23 protein-coding genes are annotated in these 21,732 nt (G+C 74.5%); 6 read left to right on the top strand and 17 right to left on the bottom strand.

Annotated elements, in window-relative coordinates; genetic code table 11:
* Nucleotides 1-2 precede the first annotated feature (2 nt).
* The 12 genes from E1200_RS08420 to hutH form a co-directional block, all read right to left on the bottom strand.
* Nucleotides 3-542 carry a hypothetical protein gene (locus E1200_RS08420; protein WP_131951246.1) on the bottom strand — a complete coding sequence of 180 codons (540 nt, stop codon included), beginning with the start codon at nucleotides 540-542 and terminating at the stop codon, nucleotides 3-5.
* A 2-nt stretch (nucleotides 543-544) separates the two neighbouring features.
* On the bottom strand, nucleotides 545-850 hold the full coding sequence (locus E1200_RS08415; protein ID WP_131951245.1) for a hypothetical protein: 306 nt from the start codon (nucleotides 848-850) through the stop codon (nucleotides 545-547).
* 37 nt (nucleotides 851-887) lie between these two features.
* Nucleotides 888-1,226, bottom strand: coding sequence for a hypothetical protein (locus E1200_RS08410; RefSeq protein ID WP_131951244.1), 339 nt, complete (start codon nucleotides 1,224-1,226; stop codon nucleotides 888-890).
* A gap of 20 nt (nucleotides 1,227-1,246) precedes the next feature.
* Entirely contained in the window at nucleotides 1,247-1,822 is a 576-nt protein-coding gene (locus E1200_RS08405; RefSeq protein ID WP_131951243.1) for a hypothetical protein, read from the bottom strand.
* Nucleotides 1,823-1,901: 79 nt separating this feature from the next.
* Nucleotides 1,902-2,213, bottom strand: a complete 312-nt coding sequence (locus tag E1200_RS08400) for a twin-arginine translocation signal domain-containing protein (RefSeq protein ID WP_131951242.1) — start codon at nucleotides 2,211-2,213, stop codon at nucleotides 1,902-1,904.
* Nucleotides 2,210-2,860: a hypothetical protein gene (locus E1200_RS08395; RefSeq protein WP_131951241.1), complete on the bottom strand. Its 651-nt coding sequence runs from the start codon at nucleotides 2,858-2,860 to the stop codon at nucleotides 2,210-2,212. The genes E1200_RS08400 and E1200_RS08395 overlap by 4 nt, the downstream gene beginning before the upstream one ends.
* A 15-nt stretch (nucleotides 2,861-2,875) precedes the next feature.
* Nucleotides 2,876-3,412, bottom strand: a complete 537-nt coding sequence (locus E1200_RS08390; RefSeq protein ID WP_131951240.1) for a MauE/DoxX family redox-associated membrane protein — start codon at nucleotides 3,410-3,412, stop codon at nucleotides 2,876-2,878.
* Nucleotides 3,413-3,580: 168 nt separating this feature from the next.
* Entirely contained in the window at nucleotides 3,581-6,340 is a 2,760-nt protein-coding gene (locus E1200_RS08385; protein WP_165950248.1) for a LuxR family transcriptional regulator, read from the bottom strand.
* 120 nt (nucleotides 6,341-6,460) lie between these two features.
* Nucleotides 6,461-7,816: a formimidoylglutamate deiminase gene (locus E1200_RS08380; RefSeq protein WP_131951238.1), complete on the bottom strand. Its 1,356-nt coding sequence runs from the start codon at nucleotides 7,814-7,816 to the stop codon at nucleotides 6,461-6,463.
* A 26-nt stretch (nucleotides 7,817-7,842) separates the two neighbouring features.
* Nucleotides 7,843-9,042, bottom strand: coding sequence for an allantoate amidohydrolase (locus E1200_RS08375; RefSeq protein ID WP_131951237.1), 1,200 nt, complete (start codon nucleotides 9,040-9,042; stop codon nucleotides 7,843-7,845).
* Nucleotides 9,043-9,120: 78 nt separating this feature from the next.
* Nucleotides 9,121-10,770, bottom strand: coding sequence for a urocanate hydratase (gene hutU, locus E1200_RS08370; RefSeq protein ID WP_131951236.1), 1,650 nt, complete (start codon nucleotides 10,768-10,770; stop codon nucleotides 9,121-9,123).
* 32 nt (nucleotides 10,771-10,802) lie between these two features.
* Entirely contained in the window at nucleotides 10,803-12,347 is a 1,545-nt protein-coding gene (gene hutH, locus E1200_RS08365) for a histidine ammonia-lyase (RefSeq protein WP_131951257.1), read from the bottom strand.
* Between the two features lie 102 nt (nucleotides 12,348-12,449).
* Between hutH and E1200_RS08360 the strand changes: the two genes are divergently transcribed.
* On the top strand, nucleotides 12,450-13,259 hold the full coding sequence (locus E1200_RS08360) for an IclR family transcriptional regulator (protein WP_131951235.1): 810 nt from the start codon (nucleotides 12,450-12,452) through the stop codon (nucleotides 13,257-13,259).
* 48 nt (nucleotides 13,260-13,307) lie between these two features.
* On the opposite strand, the gene E1200_RS08355 is transcribed toward E1200_RS08360, so the two are convergent.
* Together E1200_RS08355 and E1200_RS08350 are read right to left on the bottom strand one after the other, a co-directional pair.
* Nucleotides 13,308-14,102 (bottom strand): SDR family oxidoreductase, encoded by a 795-nt coding sequence (locus E1200_RS08355; RefSeq protein WP_131951234.1) that lies wholly within the window; start codon nucleotides 14,100-14,102, stop codon nucleotides 13,308-13,310.
* Between the two features lie 197 nt (nucleotides 14,103-14,299).
* Entirely contained in the window at nucleotides 14,300-14,860 is a 561-nt protein-coding gene (locus E1200_RS08350; RefSeq protein ID WP_131951233.1) for a TetR/AcrR family transcriptional regulator, read from the bottom strand.
* 122 nt (nucleotides 14,861-14,982) lie between these two features.
* Here E1200_RS08350 and E1200_RS08345 point away from each other — a divergent pair, with 122 nt between their 5' ends.
* The 3 genes from E1200_RS08345 (at nucleotide 14,983) to E1200_RS08335 (ending at nucleotide 17,420) form a co-directional block, all read left to right on the top strand.
* On the top strand, nucleotides 14,983-16,020 hold the full coding sequence (locus E1200_RS08345; protein ID WP_131951232.1) for an aldo/keto reductase: 1,038 nt from the start codon (nucleotides 14,983-14,985) through the stop codon (nucleotides 16,018-16,020).
* 171 nt (nucleotides 16,021-16,191) lie between these two features.
* Nucleotides 16,192-16,821 carry an ATP-dependent Clp protease proteolytic subunit gene (locus E1200_RS08340; RefSeq protein WP_131951231.1) on the top strand — a complete coding sequence of 210 codons (630 nt, stop codon included), beginning with the start codon at nucleotides 16,192-16,194 and terminating at the stop codon, nucleotides 16,819-16,821.
* Nucleotides 16,818-17,420: an ATP-dependent Clp protease proteolytic subunit gene (locus E1200_RS08335; RefSeq protein ID WP_131951230.1), complete on the top strand. Its 603-nt coding sequence runs from the start codon at nucleotides 16,818-16,820 to the stop codon at nucleotides 17,418-17,420. The genes E1200_RS08340 and E1200_RS08335 overlap by 4 nt, the downstream gene beginning before the upstream one ends.
* Here E1200_RS08335 and E1200_RS08330 read toward each other — a convergent pair whose 3' ends face one another.
* Together E1200_RS08330 and E1200_RS08325 are read right to left on the bottom strand one after the other, a co-directional pair.
* Nucleotides 17,421-17,822 (bottom strand): helix-turn-helix transcriptional regulator, encoded by a 402-nt coding sequence (locus tag E1200_RS08330; RefSeq protein WP_131951229.1) that lies wholly within the window; start codon nucleotides 17,820-17,822, stop codon nucleotides 17,421-17,423. It lies immediately after the preceding gene.
* A 108-nt stretch (nucleotides 17,823-17,930) separates the two neighbouring features.
* Nucleotides 17,931-18,410, bottom strand: coding sequence for a DUF6194 family protein (locus E1200_RS08325; protein WP_347813204.1), 480 nt, complete (start codon nucleotides 18,408-18,410; stop codon nucleotides 17,931-17,933).
* Between the two features lie 40 nt (nucleotides 18,411-18,450).
* Between E1200_RS08325 and E1200_RS08320 the strand changes: the two genes are divergently transcribed.
* Together E1200_RS08320 and E1200_RS08315 are read left to right on the top strand one after the other, a co-directional pair.
* A complete protein-coding gene (locus E1200_RS08320) occupies nucleotides 18,451-19,167 on the top strand; it encodes a MerR family transcriptional regulator (protein ID WP_131951228.1) in 717 nt (238 codons plus the stop codon).
* Between the two features lie 237 nt (nucleotides 19,168-19,404).
* Nucleotides 19,405-20,124 (top strand): hypothetical protein, encoded by a 720-nt coding sequence (locus E1200_RS08315; RefSeq protein WP_207933241.1) that lies wholly within the window; start codon nucleotides 19,405-19,407, stop codon nucleotides 20,122-20,124.
* Nucleotides 20,125-21,226: 1,102 nt separating this feature from the next.
* Here E1200_RS08315 and E1200_RS08310 read toward each other — a convergent pair.
* Nucleotides 21,227-21,520, bottom strand: coding sequence for an ATP-binding protein (locus E1200_RS08310; RefSeq protein ID WP_347813203.1), 294 nt, complete (start codon nucleotides 21,518-21,520; stop codon nucleotides 21,227-21,229).
* Between the last annotated feature and the right edge of the window lie 212 nt (nucleotides 21,521-21,732).

Here is a 21,732-nt window from a genome sequence, read left to right as displayed (position 1 = left end):
GCTCAGCCCGCCACGCGCAGCCAGGCGTCCGCGGTGCCCGTGCCGCGGGCCAGCCGCAGCCGCCAGCAGCCCGGCTCGTCGATGCGGTAGCCCACGCCCCACTCGCTCCCGGGACGCTGGAAGCTGCTGCCGCCGTGCGGTTCCGGCCCCCAGGCGGGCTCGCGCTCGCGGCCGTCGGGGCCCGTCGCGGCGGCCCGCAGCGGACCGTCGCCGGTCACCCGCCACACGATCTTCAGCTCCTGGTCCGCCCGCACCGGGTGCCCCGTCGCCGACATCAGCAGCCCGGAGGCGCGGATGCCGTGGCCGGTGGCGCGGATCTCGGGCAGCCCGTCCCCCTCGTACGGGGCGACGGGCGACGCCGGGCGGCATCCCGGCGCCCCGTCCGGGCCGGACGGACCCGCCGCCGCGGGCGCGGCGGAGGCCGGCGCGGTACCGGGCGGGGCCGTGCCGCCGCCCCGCCCGTCGCCGGAGCATCCGGCGACGGCCAGGAGGACGGCACAGGCGGCCACCGGCGCGAACCGCGCCGCCCGTGTCGGCGGCACGGTCAGCGGCGGCGCGCCTCCTCCTCCAGGACGGGGTTCCCGCCCCGCTGCAGCGCCCGCACCTCCACGACGCCGCGCTCCGCCGAGAAGACCTCGACGACCTGGCGGGTGTGGCTGCCCGCGGCGCCGTGCTCCATCCGCACGCCGGGCCCGACGCGCAGCGAGGTGCACTTGAAGTGGATGGCGTACACGTTCTGCGGCTCGCCTCCGACGACCGAGTCGCACACCATCACCTTCTTCGTTCCGTCGTCCATGGCCTGCACGACCGCGAACCCGTGGTCGGTCGGCGATTGGTAGTCCGCACTCATCTCATCGTCCCTTCTTGCGGTGTGTATCCGATCCCGGTCATAGGGGGCGGACGGGTGAGCGGCCCGCGCAGTCGATGCCGAACATCACCCGCCGCCAGTCTCCGGCGAACGCGTAGACCCCGCCGGACGTGGTGACGCCGAGCCGCGACGGGACCCGCGTGGCGTCGACGTGCCGGCGCACCCGCCCCATGGAGTGGACGGCGTCCATGTCGCGCCAGAGCGAGATGTTGAGCAGCGTCCGGGTGCGCCAGCCGACCACCAGCGACATGCCGAGGAACCCCGACGCGTCCCGCCGCACCTCCCGCTCCAGCCTCCGGTGGAGGAGCCGCAGGACGAGGAGCCGCCACAGCCCGGGGCACTCGAACCTGGTCACCACGATCACGCCCTCCGCGGAGGTCAGATCGCCTGGGCGGCCGTCACCGCCGCCAGCACCACCAGGACGCTCCCGGACAGGGCGCGGATCGATCTCAGCCACAGCCGTTCCCTTCTCGTGCCCATCTCGGTCATCGCGGGCGTGAAGCGCGCGCTCCACAGCGCGACGCCGAGGTTGGACAGCAGCGCCATGCCGATCATCACGGGCGCCGCCAGCAGCGGGTCCAGCAGCACGACGGCGGCGATCGCGACCCACACGAGCGACACCGCCTTCTGCGTCGTGACGAGCAGCCCGAGGTCGAAGCCCCAGACCACCCCGCGGAACCCGGGCGCCAGCCGGTGCACGAGCACCTGCGGGACCTGCCGCCACACGTGCGGCGTCCGGCCGGCGAGGTCGGCGGCGCCGAACCCCAGGGCCACCGCCGCCAGGGCCAGCATCCGCGGTGTCTCCGGGAGGAGCTCGGCCGTCCCGCGGCCTACCACGTACAGCAGCATGGCCACGAGCAGTCCGGACAGGACCGCGCCCAGCACCAGGCCGGACAGGAAGCGCGCGCCGTCCGCCGGGCTGCGGCGCATCATGGGGCCGGAGACTCCGGCCATCGAGCGGCCTCAAGGGCTCAGCACGTGCAGGACCGCGCCGATCCCGCCGATGACCAGCCAGACGACCATGCCGGCCCCGTCAGCCGTAGCGGCATTCGAAGGCCGAGTGCTGCTTGCCGCTGTAGTGCGCCTCGCAGCAGGAGCAGTGCAGGTAGGCGCTCATGGCGCAGCCCCAGATGTAGTCCGCGTTGGCGCGGCACGTGGAGATGGAGATGTTGGGGCAGACGTAGAGGTTGCAGCAGTTCTTCTTGCAGAGCGCGTAGGCGGGTTCGGACTTTCCGAACACCGCCGAGGCGGCGGTCAGGCCGCCCGCGCCCAGTGCGCCGAGGAACCCGCGGCGCGCGAACCTCCCCGCGGCTCCCGCGGCCCGTTTCCCTGTCAGCGTGCTCATGCCACTCCCTTCGCTCGGTTGCCGTTCTGCCCGGTGCCCGGCTCGGCGTTCGCCTGGCCGATCGCCGTCCTGAGGGCCTGGACGTCCTGGAACACGAGGGCGGACTCCAGCCGCCCGTCGCGGACGACCAGCGCCGTGGGGCTCATCCGCACGTTGAACTCCTCGGCGACCCAGGCGCCGCCCTCGTCCACGTAGTGCGCGAGCCGGTGCAGCCCGTACCGCTGGACGAAGCGCTCGCCGCGGGCCCGCTCCGCGGTCGAGACCACGACGGCCATGTCGCCCCCGGCGCCCCGGTCGAGCTCCTCCGACAGCTGCGCCGCGACGTCCTTGCACGTCGAGCAGGCGGTGCTGAGCACCAGGACGGGACGGGCGGCGTCCCTGTCGGCGTTCCTGTCGGCGTTCCTGTCGGCGTCCCTGTCGGCGTCCCTGTCGGCGGCTCCCGCGGCCAGACCGGCGAGCCCGCCGGGCCATCCGGCGGGCGCCGTGCCGAGCCGCGCGTCCTCCAGCGGCCAGATCTCGGGGTCGCGCGCGGCCGCCTCCGCCCGCTCGGTCGGCAGCCGCGACGTCAGCTCGCCGAACATCGCGAAGAGCAGCACGACCGCCGCGGCGAGGATCAGCAGCACGGCGCCGAAGAAGATCTCCATCATCGGGGGTTCCTCCGTCTAACGCGATGCGGGCAGGGGGCGGGTGAAGTCCTTGACGAGGCCGCGGTGCACCCAGAGGCACAGCAGCAGTGCCCCGCAGGCCGTCCCGGTGGCGGCCTGGAAGAAGTACGCCGGGCCGCCGCCGGGCACGGCCGCCAGGTTGACGACCGGGACCGCCGTCAGCAGCGCCCCGGCGGCGATGTTGAAGGGGCCGAGGGGGCGGTCGGCGGAGCCGCCGAAGCAGCCGCACGCCGTGCGCCCGCCGCGCAGCGTCCCCAGGACGCCGGCCAGTGCGAACGTCACGCCGAGGACCCCCACGGCCCACGCCGCGGCCGGCCGGGCCACGGCGGCGGTCAGCGCCAGCGCCGTCAGCAGCTCCAGCGCGGCGAACACCCGCACGTGGCGGACGGTGACGCCGCGCCCCGGCAGCGGGAGGAGGTCGTTCAGCGACCGCCCGAGCTGGCCCGGGGAAACGGCCTTGGCGATGCCCGCGACGAAGAGGACGGCGGCCGTCGCGGAGTTGACGATGACGGGAAGCGAATCGGGAACAGCCATTGTCCGGCCGACCTCACGCGCGTTTTCCGCCGGTTCTGCGAGGAACCCGCGGGGTCAATGGGAGCAATTTCCTGCAATGCAGACTTTGTAACCCGGCTCGATCAACACGTCAATACACATTTTCCGGGTACGGGTCGTTGAGTCGATTGCTCAATCGCCGGGGACGGGCTACTCCATCGGCCGCGGACCGCTCCCCTCCCGGGCGGTGATGCCCAGGTCCAGGCCGCGTAACTCCACCCGCGTCCGCACGCCGAGCTTCGGGAACGCGCGATACAGGTGGTTGCCGACGGTCCGCGGGCTGAGATACAGCCGGGCCGCAATCTCCCGGTTGCTCGCGCCGGACGCCGCGAGCCGCACGATCTGCAGCTCCTGGTGGGTGAGGCCGCCGATACCGTCCGGCCCGGGCGGCGGGGCCCCCGCCGGCCGGACGCCCGCGGCGCCCAGCTCGGCCCGCGCCCGCAGCGCCCAGACCCGCGCCCCCTGCCGCTCGAACAGCTCCATGGCGCGGCTCAGATGCTCGCGCGCCCGGGCGCGCCGGCGTTCCCGCCGCAGCCATTCGCCGTACAGCAATTCCGTGCGCGCCCGCTCGTAGTCGTTGCCGCACCTTCCGTGCAGCACGGCGGCCTCCGCGAAATCACGCTCCGCCATCCCACCCGAATGGAGCAGCGCGCGGCAGCGTTTCAGAATCGCGGTGGTGAACGCCGACTGGTTTCCGTCCGCCCAGCGTTCCAGCCGGGACAGCGAGGATTCCGCCCTTTCCGGCGTTCCGCAGCGCACCGCGGCCTCCACCCGGTCGGACGCCTGCCGGACGGCGTCGGTCGCCCCGCCCGCCCGGAGCACGTCCTCCGGGAGGTCCTCCAGCCGCGCGAGCGCCTCCTCGTTGCGCCCGTGCCCGAGGTGCAGGACCGCCAGCGCCCACGTCCCCAGGGCGACGGTCGGCGCGATCCCCTCGCGGGAGGCGTGCTCCGTTCCCGCCGCGACCAGGGCGGCGCACCGCTCCGCGTCCCCCTCGACCGCGGCGAGCCAGCCGAGCAGGCAGCGCAGGTGGCCCGCCCGGTACCGCGCGCCGTCCCCCGCCAGCCGCAGTCCCTCCACCGCGGCCTCGCGCGCCTCGCGATGCCGGCCGCGCCCGATCTCCGCGTGGGCCAAGGTCTGCAGTGCCGCCGGCAGCCGTCCCGGCAGGCCGGACTCCCGGCAGTCCCGGACGAGCCCGGCCGCCGTCTCCCGCGCGTCGTCCGCGAGGGCGGCGGCCACGGCGGTCAGGCGGTGCGCCGCCTCGCCGGGGAGCCCCGCCACCCCGATCAGCGTGACCAGCGCCTCGCCGGTCCCGCCGGTTGCCGCGGACAGGGCCTGCGGGAGCGCGGCCAGCGGCGAGTCCGCGGCCACCGGCACCGCCGCCATCGCGTCCAGCGCCTCCCGGACGAGCCGCGCGTCACCGGCGCCCCGGCCGCACTGGACGGCCTCGGCCAGCAGCAGCATCGCGTCCGCCGGGGCACGGCCGCCGAGGGGCAGGGCGCCGTCGAGCAGCATCCGGCACGCCCTGCGCGGCGAGCCGCACTCCAGCTCCGCCGCGGCGCCCGCCCGCGCCAGCGCCGCGCGGGTGAGCGGCCCGGCCGGGAGCCGCGCGGCGGCCCCGGCCGCCTCCGCCGCCCCGGCGAACAGGCCCGCCTCCACCGCCGTGCGGGCCGCGGCCGCGAGGCGTTCGGCCCGGGCGGCGCCGCCCGGGGTCAGTTCCGCTGCCCGCGCGTGGCACGCATAGGCGCGGGCCGCGCCCGAGAGCCTGCCGGCACGTTCCAATTCCGCCGCGACCCGCTCGCTGGGCCCCGCCGCCGCGGCCGCGAGATGCCAGGCCCGCCGCTCGGCGTCCTCGGTTCCGAGGCCCTCGTCGGTGTGGTCGGCCAGGGCCTGGTGGACGGCTCGCCGCTCGGCGGTGGTGGCGCGGTGGTAGACGGCCGCCCTGACCAGCGGATGCGCGAAGCGGATCGTCGTGCCGGACGTCTCGACCAAGCCGGTCCGCTCGGCGGGAGCCAGGTCGGCGACGGTCGCGCCGAGCCGGCCGGCCGCCGCCGGCGCGCGGGCGGAGGCACCGGCGCCGTCCGCGGCGGTGGCGAGCAGGATGAGCCGCGTCGCGGCCGGCAGCGCGTCCAGGCGCGCCGCCGCCTCGGCTTGGAACGTTCCGCTCAGCGGTGAGGTGCCGTCGTGGAACGTGACCGGGTTGATGCGTCCGGCCCGCTGCGCCGGGCTCAGCGAGGCGGGCAGCAGCCGGAGCGCCAGGGGGTTGCCCTCCGCCTCGGCGAGGACCCGCTCCCGCGCGGGCGGCGCCAGGTCCGCGGCGGCGTCGTGCAGCAGCGCGGCGGCGTCGTCCGGGGCGAGCCGCCGCGGCCTGATCTCGGTGAGCCCCCACGTCCGGAAGACCCGCTCGCCGCGGACGGCGGCAAGCAGCGCGACCGGCTCCCCGCCGAACCGCCGGGCGGCGAACGCCAGCGCGTCCGCCGAGGCCGCGTCCAGCCACTGCGCGTCGTCGACCAGGCACACCACGGTGCGCCCGGTGCCGAGCAGGCGCAGCAGCGCGAGCAGCGCACGCCCCACCTCGAAGTTCTCCGACCGGAGCACGCCCGCCGGGCCGCCGGGGGGCGGGCCGCCGAGGGCGCGCAGCCGTTGCGCGGCGGCGGCCGGGAGGGCGTCGACGCGGTCGCGCACCGGCCGCAGCATCAGTTCCAGGGACGCGTACGGCTGGTCCGCCTCGGACGGGCAGCCGGCGCAGTCCAGCAGGAGCGCGCCCTCCGCCGCGTCCGCCGCGTGCCGGAGCAGGGCGGTCTTGCCGATGCCGGCCTCGCCCCGGACGACCGCCGCCCCGCCGGACCCGGCGCGCGCACCCGCGACCAGGCGTTCCACCTCGGCGGTCTCAGCGGCTCTGCCGTACAGCATGGGCGCCCATCCCGTGTCCGCTCCGGAACTCAAGATCAACGAACGCATGATCGCATGGGGTCGCGGGGCCGCCGCCTATCCGGATGGATCTTCCCCTGTCACCCCGCCGGGGCGCCGGGGTCACTCCGCTGCGGGTGCCGTGACGGCTTCGATGGCGGCGGTGAGGGCGGCGGGGACGTCGTCCACCAGCAGGTGGCGGCCGTCGTGGACGATCTGGCGGCCGGAGACCACCACGTGCCGGACGTCGGCGGCGGTCGCGGCGAACACGGCGGCCTCGGCGGCGTGCCCGGGGCCGGAACCGGCCGTGCGGACCGAGCCGAGGTCCACGGTGACGAGGTCGGCGTAGGCGCCGGGCTCCAGCCGGCCCGCCTCCGGCCAGCCGAGCCCGGAGTGGCCGTTGCAGGTGGCGGCGGCGAGCAGCTCCCCGGCCGTCCAGTGGCCGCGGACGCGGGTGCGGAGCCGCTCGTCCAGCTCGACCGCGCGGGCCTCCTCGAACAGGTCGATGACGGCGTGCTGGTCGGAGCCGAGGCAGATGGGCGCGCCGGCGTCCGCCAGGTCGCGGGCGGGGCCGATCCCGTCGGCGAGGTCGCGTTCGGTGGTCGGGCACATGCACACGCCGGTCATCGTGGTGCCGAGGAGGCCGATGTCCTCCTCGGTGAGGTGCGTCGCGTGGACGGCCGTGGTGAGCGCGCCCAGCGCCCCCGCCTCGGCCAGGACGCGGGTGGGCGTCATGCCGTAGGCGTCCATCGACGCCTCGTTCTCGGCGGGCTGCTCCGACAGGTGGACGTGCAGCGGCGCCCGGCGCTCCTTCGCCCAGGCCGCGACGGCCCGGATCTGCTCCCGGGGCACGGCGCGGACGGAGTGGACCGCGGCGCCGACCCGGGCGTGCAGCCGGCCCGCCTTGTCCGTCCCCTCGTAGAGGCTGTCGACGCGGCGCGCCCAGTTCCCGGCGGTGCCGTCGCCGAACCGGAGCTGGGTGCCGGTGAGGGGCCGGCCGATGCCGCCGGTGAGGTAGCAGGTGTCCAGGAGGGTGATCCGGATGCCCGCGTCGGCGGCGGCGGCGATCAGCGCCTCGCCCATCGCGTTCGGCTCGGCGTAGGGGGTGCCGCCCGGCCCGTGGTGCAGGTAGTGGAACTCGCCGACGCAGCTGATCCCGGCGAGGGCCATCTCGGCGAACACGGCGGTGGCGAGGGCGCGGTAGGACGCCGGGTCGAGCCGGCCGGCGACCTCGTACATCTGCTCGCGCCAGGTCCAGAACGTCCCGGCCTGGGCCTGGACGCGGGAGCGGAGCGCGCGGTGGAAGGCGTGGGAGTGGGCGTTGGCGAGGCCCGGCAGGGTGAGGCCGGGCAGGCGCTGCGCGTTCGGCGGGGCCGGGACGCCGACGGCGATGCGGCTGATGCGTTCGCCGTCGGCCTCGACGAGGACGTCGGCCGCCACCCCGTCCCCGAGCCAGGCGAACTGGGCGTGCCACTGCATGCCGGGATACCTACCCGCCGGGATGCCTACCCGCACGCCAGGTCGTCCAGTACCGCGGTGAGGGCCTCCACCCCAGCGAGGCGGTCCGCCGGCTCGGCGGACTCCGCGGGCGCGTGCGACACCCCGGTCGGGTTGCGGACGAACAGCATCGCCGCCGGCACCCGGGCCGACAGGACGCCCGCGTCGTGGCCCGCGCCGGTCGGCAGCACCGGCGGCCCGCCGAGGGTCGCGGCGATCCGGTCGCGGAGCGCGCGGTGGAAGTCGACGACCTCGGTGTAGGACTCCTCGGCGAGGTCGACGCTGACCCGGTGCGGGCGCGCGGCGACCCGCGCGGCCTCGTCGACCTCCGCGACCGTGCGCCGCACCGCCTCGTCCTCCGGCGCGCGGGCGTCGAGCCATGCGGTGACGGACGACGGGATCGCGTTCACCCCGCCCGGCACGACCCGGACCTTGCCCACGGTCGCGACCGCCCCGTTCCGCTCGGCGGCCTCCCGCGCGGCGAGCACCATCCCGGCGAACGGCAGCATCGGGTCGCGCCGGTCGGGCAGCGCGGTCGTGCCCGCGTGGTCGCCCTCCCCGCGGAAGTCGAACCGCCACCGGCCGTGCGGGATGATCGAGCTCGCCACCCCGACCGGTTCGCGCAGCGCGCGGCCCTGCTCGACGTGGAGTTCGACGAAGCAGCCGATCCTGCCGAGGAGGTCCTCGTCCGGGCCGATCGCGTCGGGGTCGAGTCCGGCGTTGTGCAGGACCTCGGCGAAGGTGTGCCCGTCGCCGTCGGTGAGGGCCCGTGCCCGCGCGGGGGCGATCGCGCCGGTCAGCAGCCGCGACCCGAGGCACGCGATCCCGAACCGGGCGCCCTCCTCCTCGGCGAACACCGCGACGCCGATCGGCCGCCGCAGGCCGGCGCCGCGCTCGCGGAGGCAGTCGATCGCCGCGAACGCCGACACGACGCCGAGCGGCCCGTCGAACGCCCCGCCGCCGGGCACCGAGTCCAGGTGGCTCCCGGTCAGGACGGCGTCATCCCGCGACCCGTCGCCGGGCAGCCACCAGGCGAACATGTTGCCGTTGGCGTCGTGCTCGACGTCCAGGTCGCGGCGGCGCGCCTCGTCCAGGAACCAGGCGCGGCACTGCAGCTCCGGCGGCGTCCACGCGAACCGGTGGTAGCCGCCCGTGGCCGGGTCCCGGCCAATGGGCAGCAGCGCCGCCCACATCTCCTCGAAGCCCATACCCTCTCCTGACCGAACGACGTTCACTTGCGGCGTGTTGTTGTTATGACGCGCCCCATAACAACAACACGCCGCAAGTCAACGCATGGGGATGTGGACGCCGCGCTCCTGTGCGACCTCTTCGGCTCGGGTGTAGCCCGCGTCTACGTGGCGCATCACGCCGGTGCCGGGGTCGTTGGTCAGGACGCGCTGGAGCTTCTCGGCTGCTAGGGGCGTCCCGTCGGCTACGCAGACCTGCCCGGCGTGGATCGAGCGGCCGATGCCGACGCCGCCGCCATGGTGGATGGACACCCACGTCGCACCGGACGACACGTTGAGCATCGCGTTGAGCAGCGGCCAGTCGGCGATGGCGTCGGAGCCGTCCGCCATTCCCTCGGTCTCCCGGTACGGGCTGGCGACCGACCCGCAGTCGAGGTGGTCGCGGCCGAGCACGATCGGCGCGCTGATCTCGCCGCGCGCCACCAGGTCGTTGAACACCTCGCCGGCCCGGTCGCGCTCGCCGTAGCCGAGCCAGCAGATCCGGGACGGCAATCCCTGGAAGCGGACCCGCTCCCCCGCCATCCTGATCCACCGGGTCAGCGGCTCGTTGTCCGGGAACAGCTCCAGGATCGCCCGGTCGGTGCGGGCGATGTCGCGCGGGTCGCCCGACAGCGCCGCCCAGCGGAACGGGCCCTTGCCCTCGCAGAACAGCGGCCGGATGTAGGCGGGGACGAAGCCGGGGAAGTCGAACGCCCGCTCGTACCCGGCGAGCTGCGCCTCGCCGCGGATGGAGTTGCCGTAGTCGAAGACCTCGGCGCCGCCGTCCTGGAAGCCGACCATCGCCTCGACGTGCGCGGCCATGGAGGCGCGGGCCTTCTCGACGAACGCGGCCGGGTCCTTGGCGCGCTCGGCTGCCATGTCCTCGAACGCGACACCGCGCGGCAGGTAGGCGAGCGGGTCGTGGGCGCTGGTCTGGTCGGTGACGATGTCGATCGGCGCGCCGCGGCGCAGCAGCTCGGGGACGACGTCGGCGGCGTTGCCGAGCACCGCGATCGACAGGGGCCGCCGCTCCGCCTTCGCCTCCTCGGCGAGCCGCAGCGCCTCGTCCAGCGAACCGGCCCGCACGTCGCAGTACCGGTGCTCGACGCGCCGCTCGATGCGGGACGGGTCGCACTCGACGCAGATCGCGACCCCGCCGTTCATCGTCACGGCGAGGGGCTGCGCGCCGCCCATCCCGCCGAGCCCGGCGGTGAGCGTGACCGTCCCGGCGAGGGTGCCGCCGAAGCGCTTCTCGGCGACGGCGGCGAACGTCTCGTAGGTGCCCTGGAGGATGCCCTGGGTGCCGATGTAGATCCACGACCCGGCGGTCATCTGCCCGAACATCGTCAGGCCGAGCGACTCCAGGCGGCGGAACTCCTCCCAGGTCGCCCACTGCGGCACGAGGTTGGAGTTCGCGATGAGGACGCGGGGCGCCCACTCGTGCGTCCGGAAGACGCCGACCGGCTTGCCGGACTGGACGAGCAGCGTCTCGTCGCCCTCCAGGCCGGCCAGCGACCGGACGATGCCGTCGAAGGCGTCCCAGCTGCGGGCCGCCTTCCCCGAGCCGCCGTAGACGACCAGCTCGTCGGGGTGCTCGGCGACCTCCGGGTCGAGGTTGTTCTGGATCATGCGGAGGGCGGCCTCCTGCGGCCAGCCCTTGGCGGTGAGGCCGGTGCCGCGCGGCGCGCGGACGGGACGGGGACCGGACATCTGCGGACTCCTTCGGGACGTCGGCCTGGGGACTAGGCGAGGGGGCCGGTGACGGCCTCGGCGGCGGCGACCAGCGAGCCGTCCCGGACCAGCTCGGTCGCGGCGGCGATCTCGGGCGCGAGGTGGCGGTCCGGGCCGGGCGGCGGGACGGCCTCCCGCAGCCGCGCGACGACGGCGGCGGTCGCCGGGCCGGGCCGCAGCGGGGTGCGCAGGTCCAGCGCCCGCGCGGCGGTGAGGATCTCGATGCCGATCACCTGCGCCAGCCCGTCGACCGACCGGCGCAGCTTGCGGGCCGCGCTCCAGCCCATCGACACGTGGTCCTCCTGCATCGCCGAGCTGGGGATGGAGTCGGCGCTGGCCGGGGCGGCGCGGCGCTTCAGGTCCGACACGATCGCGGCCTGCGTGTACTGGGCGATCATGTGGCCGGAGTCGACGCCGGGGTCGTCGGCGAGGAACGCGGGCAGCCCGCCGGAGCGGCCCTTGTCGAGCATCCGGTCGGTGCGCCGCTCCGACATCGACGCGACGTCGGCGGTCGGCACCGCGAGGAAGTCCAGCACGTAGGCGATCGGCGCGCCGTGGAAGTTGCCGTTGGACTCGACCCGGCCGTCCGGCAGCACCACCGGGTTGTCGATCGCGGACGCCAGCTCCCGGCCCGCGACGAGCTCGGCGTGCGCGACCGTGTCCCGGGCGGCGCCGTTCACCTGGGGGGCGCAGCGCAGCGAGTACGCGTCCTGGACGCGGGTGCAATCGGGCCCGCGGTGCGACTCCATGATCTCCGAGGCGCCCAGCAGCGCCCGCAGGTTCGCGGCCGACGCGGCCTGGCCCGGATGGGGGCGCAGCTCCTGCAGGTCGGCGGCGAAGACGCGGTCGGTGCCGAGCAGCGCCTCGACCGTCATGGCGGCGGCGACGTCGGCCGCGGTGAGCAGGCGGCGCAGGTCGTGGATCGCCATGACGAGCATGCCGAGCATGCCGTCGGTGCCGTTGAGGAGCGCGAGCCCCTCCTTCGCGCCGAGGGTGACCGGGGCGATCCCGGCCTCGGCCAGGGCGTCGGCCGCCGGGCGCAGCTCGCCGGCGGCGTCCCGGACCGACCCTTCGCCGATCAGCGCCAGCGCCACGTGCGCGAGCGGGGCGAGGTCCCCGGAGCAGCCGAGGGAGCCGTGCTCGAAGACCTGGGGGGTGATGCCGGCGTTGAGCAGCGCGGCGAGCGTCCCGGCCGTCGCGGGCTGGACGCCGGTCCGTCCCGTGGCGAGCGTACGCAGCCTGAGCAGCATCAGCGCCCGGACGACCTCCCGCTCCACCTCCGGCCCCGACCCGGCCGCGTGCGACCGGACGATGTTCAGCTGCAGCTGCGCCCGCAGCTCAGGGGCGATGTGCCGGGTGGCGAGCGCCCCGAAGCCCGTCGAGACCCCGTAGACCGGGGTCGGGCGGGCGGCCAGCTCCTCGACATGGGCGCGGGACGCGGCGATCAGCTTGACCGCCGCGTCCGTCAGCGCGACCGCGGCCCCGCCCCGCGCCACCGCCACCACCTGGTCGAACGTCGGCGCCTCGGGCCCGACCTCGATGATCTCGTCCGCCATGCCAGTGCTCATACCCACCATTGGAGCCTCCCGGGCGCCGCCGCGGGGAGGGGCGGCGGGGTGAACTGTCTCAGATACGAGACATTGCGCGACAATGCACAGATGAACCAGGTTCCGGCGGCGCGGCGCGCCCTGGCGGTGCTGCGCCTGCTGGCGGCGGCGCCAGGCCCGCTGCCCGCCTCGGCGATCGCGCGCTCCCTCGGGCTGCCCCGGTCCAGCACGTACCACCTCCTGGCGGCGATGGCCGAGGACGGCTTCGTCACCTCCATCCCGGAGGAGCGGCGCTGGGGGCTGGGCGTCGCCGCCTTCGAGGTCGGCTCCGCCTACCTCCGGCACGAGCCCCTGGAACGCATGGCCCGCCCCCTTCTCCGCCGCCTGGTCGACCGGGTGGGCGAGATCGCCCAGTTGGGCGTGCTGCACGGCGCCGAGACGCTCTACCTGCTGAAGGAGCAGCCCCCCGGCCACGCCACGCTGGTCACCGACGTGGGCGTCCGCATGCCGGCCCAGCTCACGGCGAGCGGCCGCTCGATGCTCGCCCACCTGCCCGCGGCGCAGGTCCGCGCCCTGTTCCCCGGGCGGTCCCCCGGCCGGTCCCCCGGGCGGTCCCCCGGGCGGTCCCCCGGCCGGTTCGTCGACCGCACCGGCCGCGGGCCCGCGTCGCTGCGCGAACTGCGCCGCCTCCTCGCCGAGGACGCGCGCCGGGGCTGGGCCGTGGAGGACGGCCACATCACCGAGGGCTTCGCCAGCATCGCCGCCTGCGCCTTCGACCACACGGCCCACCCGACCGCGGCGATCACCGTGACGTTCCGCCGGGAGGCCCACCCGCCCGAGACCTGGCCCGCGCTGGCGGGCCCGATCCGCGACACGGCCGCCGCCCTGACCACGCGCCTGACCGGCCGCGCGCCCGGCTGAGCCGGTCCGGGGTCAGAGGCCGTACCGGGGTCAGAGGCCGTACCGGGATCAGAGGCCGTACCGGGACAGGACGTCGCGTTTGCCGCCCGACATGAACTTCCGGGTCATCCGGCCGGTGGTGAGCCACTTGACGGCCTCGCCGTTCTTCTTGCTGGCCAGCATCCGGTCGACCAGGTAGGGCGCGACGTCGTCGACGTGGTCGCACAGGATGTTGAGCATCTTCCGCTGGTCCCGCACCTGCTCGGGTGCCGCGGCGGCCTCCCGCAGCCAGCCCTCGGTGATCAGCATGCCGGGGCTGACCTGCCCGACCCGGACCGCCGTCCCGTCGACCTCCTTGACCAGCGCGCGGGTGAACGAGTCCAGGCCGCGCTTGGTCGCCGAGTACACGCCCATCCCGGGCCGGATCCGGCCGTCGCTGCCGCCGCCGAGGATGTTGAAGACCTGGCCGCCCCCGTCCCGCATGCCGCGCACGGCGACCTGGCTGCCGTACACGGTCCCGAGCATGTTCGTGGCGACCATCGTCCGCACGTCCTCGGGGGACGTCTCCACGATCGGCCGGGTGGTGTTGGCGACGCCGGCGTTGTTGATCCACAGGTCGACGCCGCCGAGGGCCTGCACGGCGGCGTCCCACAGCTTCTCGACCTGCGCGGGGTCGGTGACGTCCACGGCGACTCCGTGGACGGCGGCCTCCCCGGCCGCCTCGGGCTTGAGCCGCTCGACGGCGTCGTCCACGGCCTCCTGGGTGCGCCCGGAGACGACCACCCCGTGGCCGCGGCGCAGCAGCTCCCGCGCGACCGCGAAGCCGATCCCCTTGGTGCTTCCGGTGACGACTGCCTTCCGCATGGCCACTCCCGGGGTAAGCCGGGCCTTACGCCCGGACGGCGTTGATCGTACGCACCCCGCGAGCCCCCGCCACAGGCCCAAAATGCCGCACCGCCGCGAGCCCGATCCCGCACCGCCACAGGCCCATCCCGCCAGCCGCGGGCCCGCTCCGGCCTGCCGACCCGCTCCGGCCTGCCGACCGCACCGCCGCCTCCTCGTTACGCGTCCGCGGGCGGGCGCAACCCGTCGAGCAGGGCCTGGACGATCGGATCGAGGTAGGCCGCGTCGCCGTCGATCCCGCCGATGGCGACGATCATGTCGAGGATCTGCTCCAGCGCGAGGTCGCGGCGGACCTCCCCGGCCTCCTGGGCGGCGGCGAGGAGCCCGCTCCCGGCCGCGAGCACCCTGGCGCGGTTCCGTCCGAACACGGGGTTGTCGCCGTCGATGTGGGTGAGCAGCTCGGCGGCGATGGGCCGCTTGCCCGCCGTGAAGACCAGGAAGCGGTGCAGCCAGGCCGTGAACACCGCGCCGGGCGTCTCCGCCTCGATCGTCCCGGCTGCCGCGCAGACGGCGTCGACCTCGTCCTGGTAGAGGGCCTCCAGGAGCTCCCGCCTGCTGGCGAAGTTGCGGTAGAGCGTGGCCATGCCGACCCCCGCGCGCCGGGAGATCTCGGCCATGGAGATGTCGTGGTCGGAACCGGCGAACGCCTCCCGGGCCACCGCGAGGATCTTCTCGCGGTTGCGCCGGGCGTCGGCACGCCGCGTGGGTGCAACGGACACGGGCTTCCCAAACGGATAGGCTATCCGGTACGGTACCGGAGAGGTTGTTCGTTTACACGCCTCAGCGTATCCCACCCGTCCGCCGCGACCCGCGGCATTTCGAGGAGTTCGAGGAGTTCTCCATGGACCACCGCCCCCTCGGGCGCACCGGCGTCTCCGTCAGCCCGTTCTGCCTGGGCACGATGATGTTCGGCGCGTTCGGCAACCCCGACCACGAGGACTCGGTCAAGATCGTCCACCGCGCCCTCGACGCCGGGATCAACGTCGTCGACACCGCCGACTTCTACTCCGCCGGCGAGTCGGAGCGGATCGTCGGCAAGGCCCTCGCCGGGGGGCGGCGCGACGGCGTCGTCCTCGCCACGAAGGCCGGGCTGCCGTTCGGCGACGACCCCAACCGGCGCGGGACGTCGCGCCGCTGGATCACCCAGGCGGTCGAGGGCTCGCTGCGCCGGCTGGGCACCGACTGGATCGACCTCTTCCAGATCCACCGCCTCGACCCGGCCGTCGACGTGGACGAGACCCTCGGCGTCCTGTCCGACCTCGTGCACGCCGGGAAGATCCGGATGTTCGGCACGTCGACGGCCGCCGCCTCCGAGATCGTCGAGGCGCTGTGGACCGCCGAGCGCCGCGGCCGCGAACGCGTCCGCACCGAGCAGCCGCCGTACAGCATCCTGGCCCGCGCCGCCGAGTACGACGTGCTGCCGACCTGCCTGCGGCACGGCATGGGCGTGCTGACCTACAGCCCGCTCGCCGGCGGCTGGCTGACCGGGAAGTACCGCAAGGGCCGGGACGTCGAACCGCCGGGTTCGGTCGCGCGCCGGGAGGGCTTTGCCGCCATGTACGACGCGACGTCCCGGGCGAACGCGGCCAAGCTCGACGCCGCCGAGGCCCTCGCGGTGCTCGCCGAGGAGGCCGGGCTCTCGCTCGTGCAGCTGGCGCTCGCGTTCGTCACCCGCCATCCGGCGGTCACGTCCGCGATCGTCGGCCCCCGCACGATGGACCACCTCGACTCGTACCTGGCGGCCGCAGGCGTCGAGCTCTCCGGCGACGTCCTCGACCGCATCGACGAGATCGTCCCGCCCGGCCACACCGTCAACATCGCCGACAACATGTGGAGCACGAGCACGACGGCCCTGGAGCCCGCCTCCCGCCGCCGCTGAGCGCGCCCTGCCGGCCACCGCACCTGCCCACTGCGCCCTGGCAGCCACCGCGCCCTGGCAGGCCGCCCCGGCACGCCGCCCCGGCACGCCGCCCCGGCACGCTGCTCTGAGCGGATCCGCCGCAGGCGGATAGGGCGTGAACCACCGCCGGCCCCGCCGCATAGTCGAGGCATGAGCGAGGAACAGAAGATCCCGTTGTTCAACGAACGAGCGCGGCGCGAGCTGTACCAGCAGCGCGTCCTCGTGCTCGACGGCGCGCTCGACGACGACAACGGCACCCTGCTGGCCACCCAGCTGATCACCTTGGCGCGGGAGGACGCGTCCACCGACATCGCGCTGTGGATCCACTCCCACGGCGGGTCGGTGCCGTCGATGCTCGCGATCCGCGACGTGATGCGGCTCGTCCCCTGCGACGTGTCCACGCTGGTGCTCGGCGTCGCCTACAGCGCGGGCCAGTTCCTGCTGTCGTCGGGGACCCGCGGCAAGCGCCGCGCGATGCCGCACGCCCGCGTGCTGATGCACCAGGGCTCCGCCGGCATCGCCGGCGCGGCCGTCGACATCGAGCTGCAGGCCAACGACCTGCGCCACACCCGCGACACCGTCCTCGGGCTCATCGCCGAGGACACCGGCCAGCCGCTGGAGCGCGTCTTCGAGGACTCGCTGCACGACCGCTGGTTCACCGCGCGCGAGGCGCTCGACTACGGGTTCATCGATTCCATCGTCACGTCGATGGACGAGATCGTGCCCGACCCCCGCCGGCGCGTCGGGCTCGGCATCCCCGCGAAAGGAGCCTCCCGGTGAGCAGCTACACGATTCCCAACGTGATCGCGCAGCACCCCCGCGGTGAGCGGATCATGGACGTCTACTCGCACCTGCTCACCGAGCGGATCATCTACCTCGGCACCGCCATCGACGCGGGCGTGGCCAACGCCCTCGTCGCGCAGTTGCTCCACCTGGAGTCCGACAGCCCGGACACCGACATCCAGCTCTACATCAACTGCGAGGGCGGCGACCCGAGCGCGATGCTCGCGGTGTACGACACGCTGCGCTTCATCCGGTCGCCGGTGGCGACGACGTGCGTGGGGCAGGCGGTCGCCGTCGGCGCGGTGCTCCTCGCGGCGGGCGCCCCCGGCAAGCGCGCCGCGCTCCCCCACACCCGCGTGGTGCTGCACCAGCCGATGGGGCAGAGCCGCGGAGCGATCCCGGACCTGATCCTGCAGGCGGACGAGGTCGTCCGCGTCCGCGCGGACATCGAGGAGATCCTGTCCCGGCACACCGGGCAGGACACCGCGACGCTGCGCACCGACACCGACCGGGACCGGGTCTTCACCGCGCAGGCGGCCCTGGACTACGGCCTCATCGACCACGTCCTCGAAGAGCGGCAGCCGCTCCCCGCGTGATCAGGCCGCCAGCGCGTAGGCGGTCGGGCCCGCGGGCGCGCTGACCGGCGCACCGACCAGGGTCGTCGTGACCGCGAGCGTCAGGTCGGCGAGGGTCACGCCGAGGGCGCCGGCGACGGCGGCGATCATCTCGCTGGACGGCTCCTTGACCCCGCGCTCCATCTCGGAGAGGTACTGCGGGGAGACCCCCGCCCGGCGGGCGGTCTCGGCCAGGATCTCGCCGCGCTCGGTGCGCAGGCGCCGCAGGCATTCGCCGAGCGCCTCGCGCCACAGCGGCTCCTGGCCGGGGCCGCCCGGCCGACGCGGCTCGTGCGGCTGGTGCGGCTGGTGCGGCCGGTGCGGCTCGCGCGGCGGGTGCGGGGTCTCGTCGGCGGACGGCAGCGGTCGGACGATCTCAGCCATGCCTCATCGTAAATCGGCCGTCCCGCCAAGTCCCGCCCATTCCGCCCACCGCAGAACGGCGGCGTCTCCCGCACCCCGGCCTCCCGCACCCGGTCTACGGCACCCGGTCTACGGCACCCCGCCCGCGCGGCGGGCGGCACGGCGCCGCGCGTCCTCGTGGGCCTCACGCAACAGGGCGACGACGGCCGCCCCGGTCCGTTCACCGGGATTGACGACGGCGACCCAGCCGAGCGTCCCGTACACCGGGTGCGGGAGGACCACATCGGCGGCGCTGAAGTCGCGCGCCGCCGACCCGCTCCCCGGGTCCTCGCCGGTGAGTTCTGTGTATCGGGCCCGGCCGACGTGGATGTTGACCCTCCACCGCCCGTCCGGACCGAGGTCGGACAAGGCGTCGCCAGGCTGATCCTTGGTGACGATGGTGGCGTAGGGCTGTGCCCGGGCCGGGACCGTGCCGTCAGGGGCGTAGTAGAAGAAGTGGTCGCCCCACACGGTCTCCGGGGTTCCGTCGCCCTCCGCGGGCGCGAGTTCGTGGACGCCGTCGAACGCCCGGACCGCCTCCAGCAGTTCCTCCATACTCATGCTACTCATGCTTGAAGTGTGAAGTTGAAGTGCTAGCGGAGGGTTCGCGGTGGACGAGGGGCTCGGCACGGACGCGGTGTCGGCCGTCACGGGCTACTCCGCGCAGCAGATCCGCGACCTTGAGGCGCTGGGCGTCATCGCGCAGGCGCGCCGGGCGGCGAACGGCTACCGGCGGTTCTCCCCGCTCCACGTACGGGACCTGCACGCATACCGCGACCTCGCCACCGCGGTGGGACCGGTCCGCGCCCGCCACGCCATGCGGGAGATCCGCGTGCTGCCGCCCGGCGAGGCGGCCGCCCTGGTGAGCTCGTTCCACGTCGCGCTGAACAGGGAGCGAAACGACGCGCTCGCCGCACGCGAAGCCCTGCGGATGATCCGCGCGGAGGCGGCGTCCGACACGAAACCGGCCGACGACGACGCGATGACGATCACCGAGCTGGCCGGCGCCCTCGGCGTCCGCGCCTCCACGCTCCGGTTCTGGGAGAAGGAGGGGCTCGTCCGGCCGGAGCGGGTGGCGACCCGGGCCGGTTCCGCCCGCCACTACCCGCTGTCCGCGATCCAGGAGGCGCGGATCACCGCGGCGCTCCGGGCGGCGGGATACCGCATCCCCGACGTCCGGGACACGATGAACGCGGTCCGCCGCCTCCACGACCTCGACGACCCGCTCAAGGCGCTCGACTCCCACGTAGAAGCGATCACCCACCGCACCCCCGCCCTCCTGAGAGCGGGCACCACCCTCGCCGCCATCATCACCACCCCGCGCTAGCACTTCGTCCCCGCGCTAGCACTTCGTCCCCGCGCTAGCACTTCGTCCCCGCGCTAGTACTTCGTCCCCGCGCTAGTACTTCGTCGACTTCTCGCCCGGCGCCACTGGCCCGCCGGCGGTACCGACCGAAGATGGTCCCGCATGTCGACCTTGGTCGATCGGACGTCGCCCACGGGCTGTCGCGGGTGCGGGCGATGGGACGCGATGCTCCTTTGTGAAGGCGAGGAGGACATCGACGTGAGCAAGCCATCCGGGAAGCACGACCGGCCCACCGTGCTGCGCGAGCCGGTCTGGGCCACAGCGGCCGTCTATGTCGTCGCCGTATTGCTGGGGGCGGCCGCCGGCTGGCTCCTCGGCCTGCTGGCCGAATGGCTGGTGTCGCTGCCCTACGCGCCGATGAAGGGCCCCGCCCGGCTGGTCGCCATGATCCCCGGCTGGGTGCTGCCCCTCCTGGGCGCCCTGGCGGGGCTGGTGGTGGGACTCATCGCCCAGTACGAGCAACTGGTGATCCGCCTGCACGCGGACCGGCTCGTCCTCACCCGCAAAGGGCATGAGGAGCGGCTCGCCCGCGAGGACATCGCCCTCATCTGCCGGGACGGCGGCAAGCTCGTCGTGCTCAGCACCGAAGGCGGCGAGCTCGCCCGTGTCAAGAGCGGGTTGGACTTCGGCCGCGTCGCCGAGACCGTGACCGAGCACGGCTACCGGTGGGCGGACGCCGACCCGTACGAGCACGAGTTCCGGCTCTGGGTGCCCGACCTCCCCGGCCTGTCGCAAGGGGCGAACGCCCTCCTCAAGGCCCGCCAGAGTGCTCTGGACGACGACAATGAGGACGACGCGCGCCTTCTGCGCGAGGAACTGTCCGGCCTCGGCGTCGTGGTGAAGGAGCAGAAACACCGCCAGTACGTCCGCACCCTGAGCCAAGTGCCGCTCAAGAAGGACGAGGACCCCGGGCGATAGATCCCCCGTCAGCCCGAAAGCCGGCTGCGGGACGTCGGCATCGAGAGGCCGCCCGTCGGCTCCAAGGCCACCTGGAGGGCCTCGTGCCGCAACCGCCCCCCGTCGAAAAACCGCGGAAACGCCGCCGGTCGGCCGCCGGACTGGCGCTCGGCCTGGTCGTCTTGTCGCCCCTATGTGCCGAGTCGCTGTCGGGGTACGACAGCACCACCGGCGACCCTTTGGCGCTCCTCGGCGGCCTGCTGTTCCTGGGACCGCTCTACGGGTGTCCCGCGCTGCTGATACGGGAGCTGGCGCGGCGCCGGCGCCTCGGCTGGCCCGGCATCGTGACACTTGCGGCGGGGTTCGGCATGCTCCAGGCGGGCGTCATCGACCAGAGCATGTTCGCGCTGAGCTACCGCGCCATTCCCTACTGGGACGACCTCGTACGCCCCACCCTGATCGAGCCCCTGGGGACGGCGCCCTACCTGGTAATGGTGTTCGTGACCGGCCACATCGTCTACAGCTTCTGCGCGCCGATCGCGCTCGTCGAGTCCCTCGGCGGACCGGAGGCCCACCGCCCCTGGCTGCGCGCCCGCGGCCTGACCATCGCGGTGTCTCTCTACCTGGCCGCGGCCTTCCTCGTTTGGCACGACCACCTGAGCATCACCGACGACCATGCCTCGCTCCCGCAGGCCGGCACCGCCCTGGCGACGGCCGTCCTGCTGTTCGCGGCGGCGCTGGCATGGGGACGCCGGGACGGCACCGCACAGCGGGCCCACCCGATCCCGCCTGCCATGGCGGTGGGCGCGCTGAGCATGGTCGCGGCACTGGTCTTCAACCTCCTGCCGTCCACCTGGCCTGGAGTCGCCGCCGGGACGTCACTGCTCGCCCTGGCCGCCGCCGCGGTGGCCGCCGCCTCGCGCTCGGCTCGCTGGACCCGGCGCCACGTCGTCGCCGTGGCCGGCGGCGCGGTGCTGGCCATGGCGCTCACGGCCTTCGCTCGCGGCCTTCTTCGTCACACCTCTGGGCGACGTTCCGGCGGTCCGGCAGTACGCGCACAACACCGTGTTCCTGCTGGGATCGCTCGTACTGATCGGCTGGGCCGCGCGGCGCGCCGACCGGCTCAATCACGCTGCGCCGGAAAGGTAGCGCGGACAGTGCGGGCCTCCGGCGTGCCGGTCCAGGACCAGGTGGCGGCGAGGGCGTCCACCGTGAGCAGGCCACGACCGCCCTCCGCGAGCTCGGCCATGTCCCGCAGGCACGGCTCCCCCGGGCCGCCCTGGTCGGTGACGTAGACGATGACGCCGGCCACGTCCATGTTGACGTCCACGGTGAACCGGCCGCCGGGGCGGCCAGAGGCGGTGTGCCGGATCGCGTTGACGGCCAGCTCATCCAGGACGAGGAGGACGTCGTCCAACGCCGGGAAGTCGGCCAGCAGGTGAGCAGCGAACGCCCGGACGAAACGGACCTCTTCCGGCTTTCCCCTGAACTCGCGCCGCCAGTGAGGTTTTGTCAGCGACTTTCAGCTGATCCGGCGGTGCTCGAAGAGCGTGAGGACATGCGCGGAGCGGACGAGGTCGCCAATTCTGCCGGGGCTCAGCGTGGTGTGCTTGAGTGCGGTCCAGCGTT

The sequence above is a fragment of the Actinomadura sp. GC306 genome (genome assembly GCF_004348665.1).
GTDB lineage: Bacteria > Actinomycetota > Actinomycetes > Streptosporangiales > Streptosporangiaceae > Spirillospora.
Note: the sequence above shows the minus strand (reverse complement) of the source record. Positions and strands in the feature narration are given on the sequence as shown.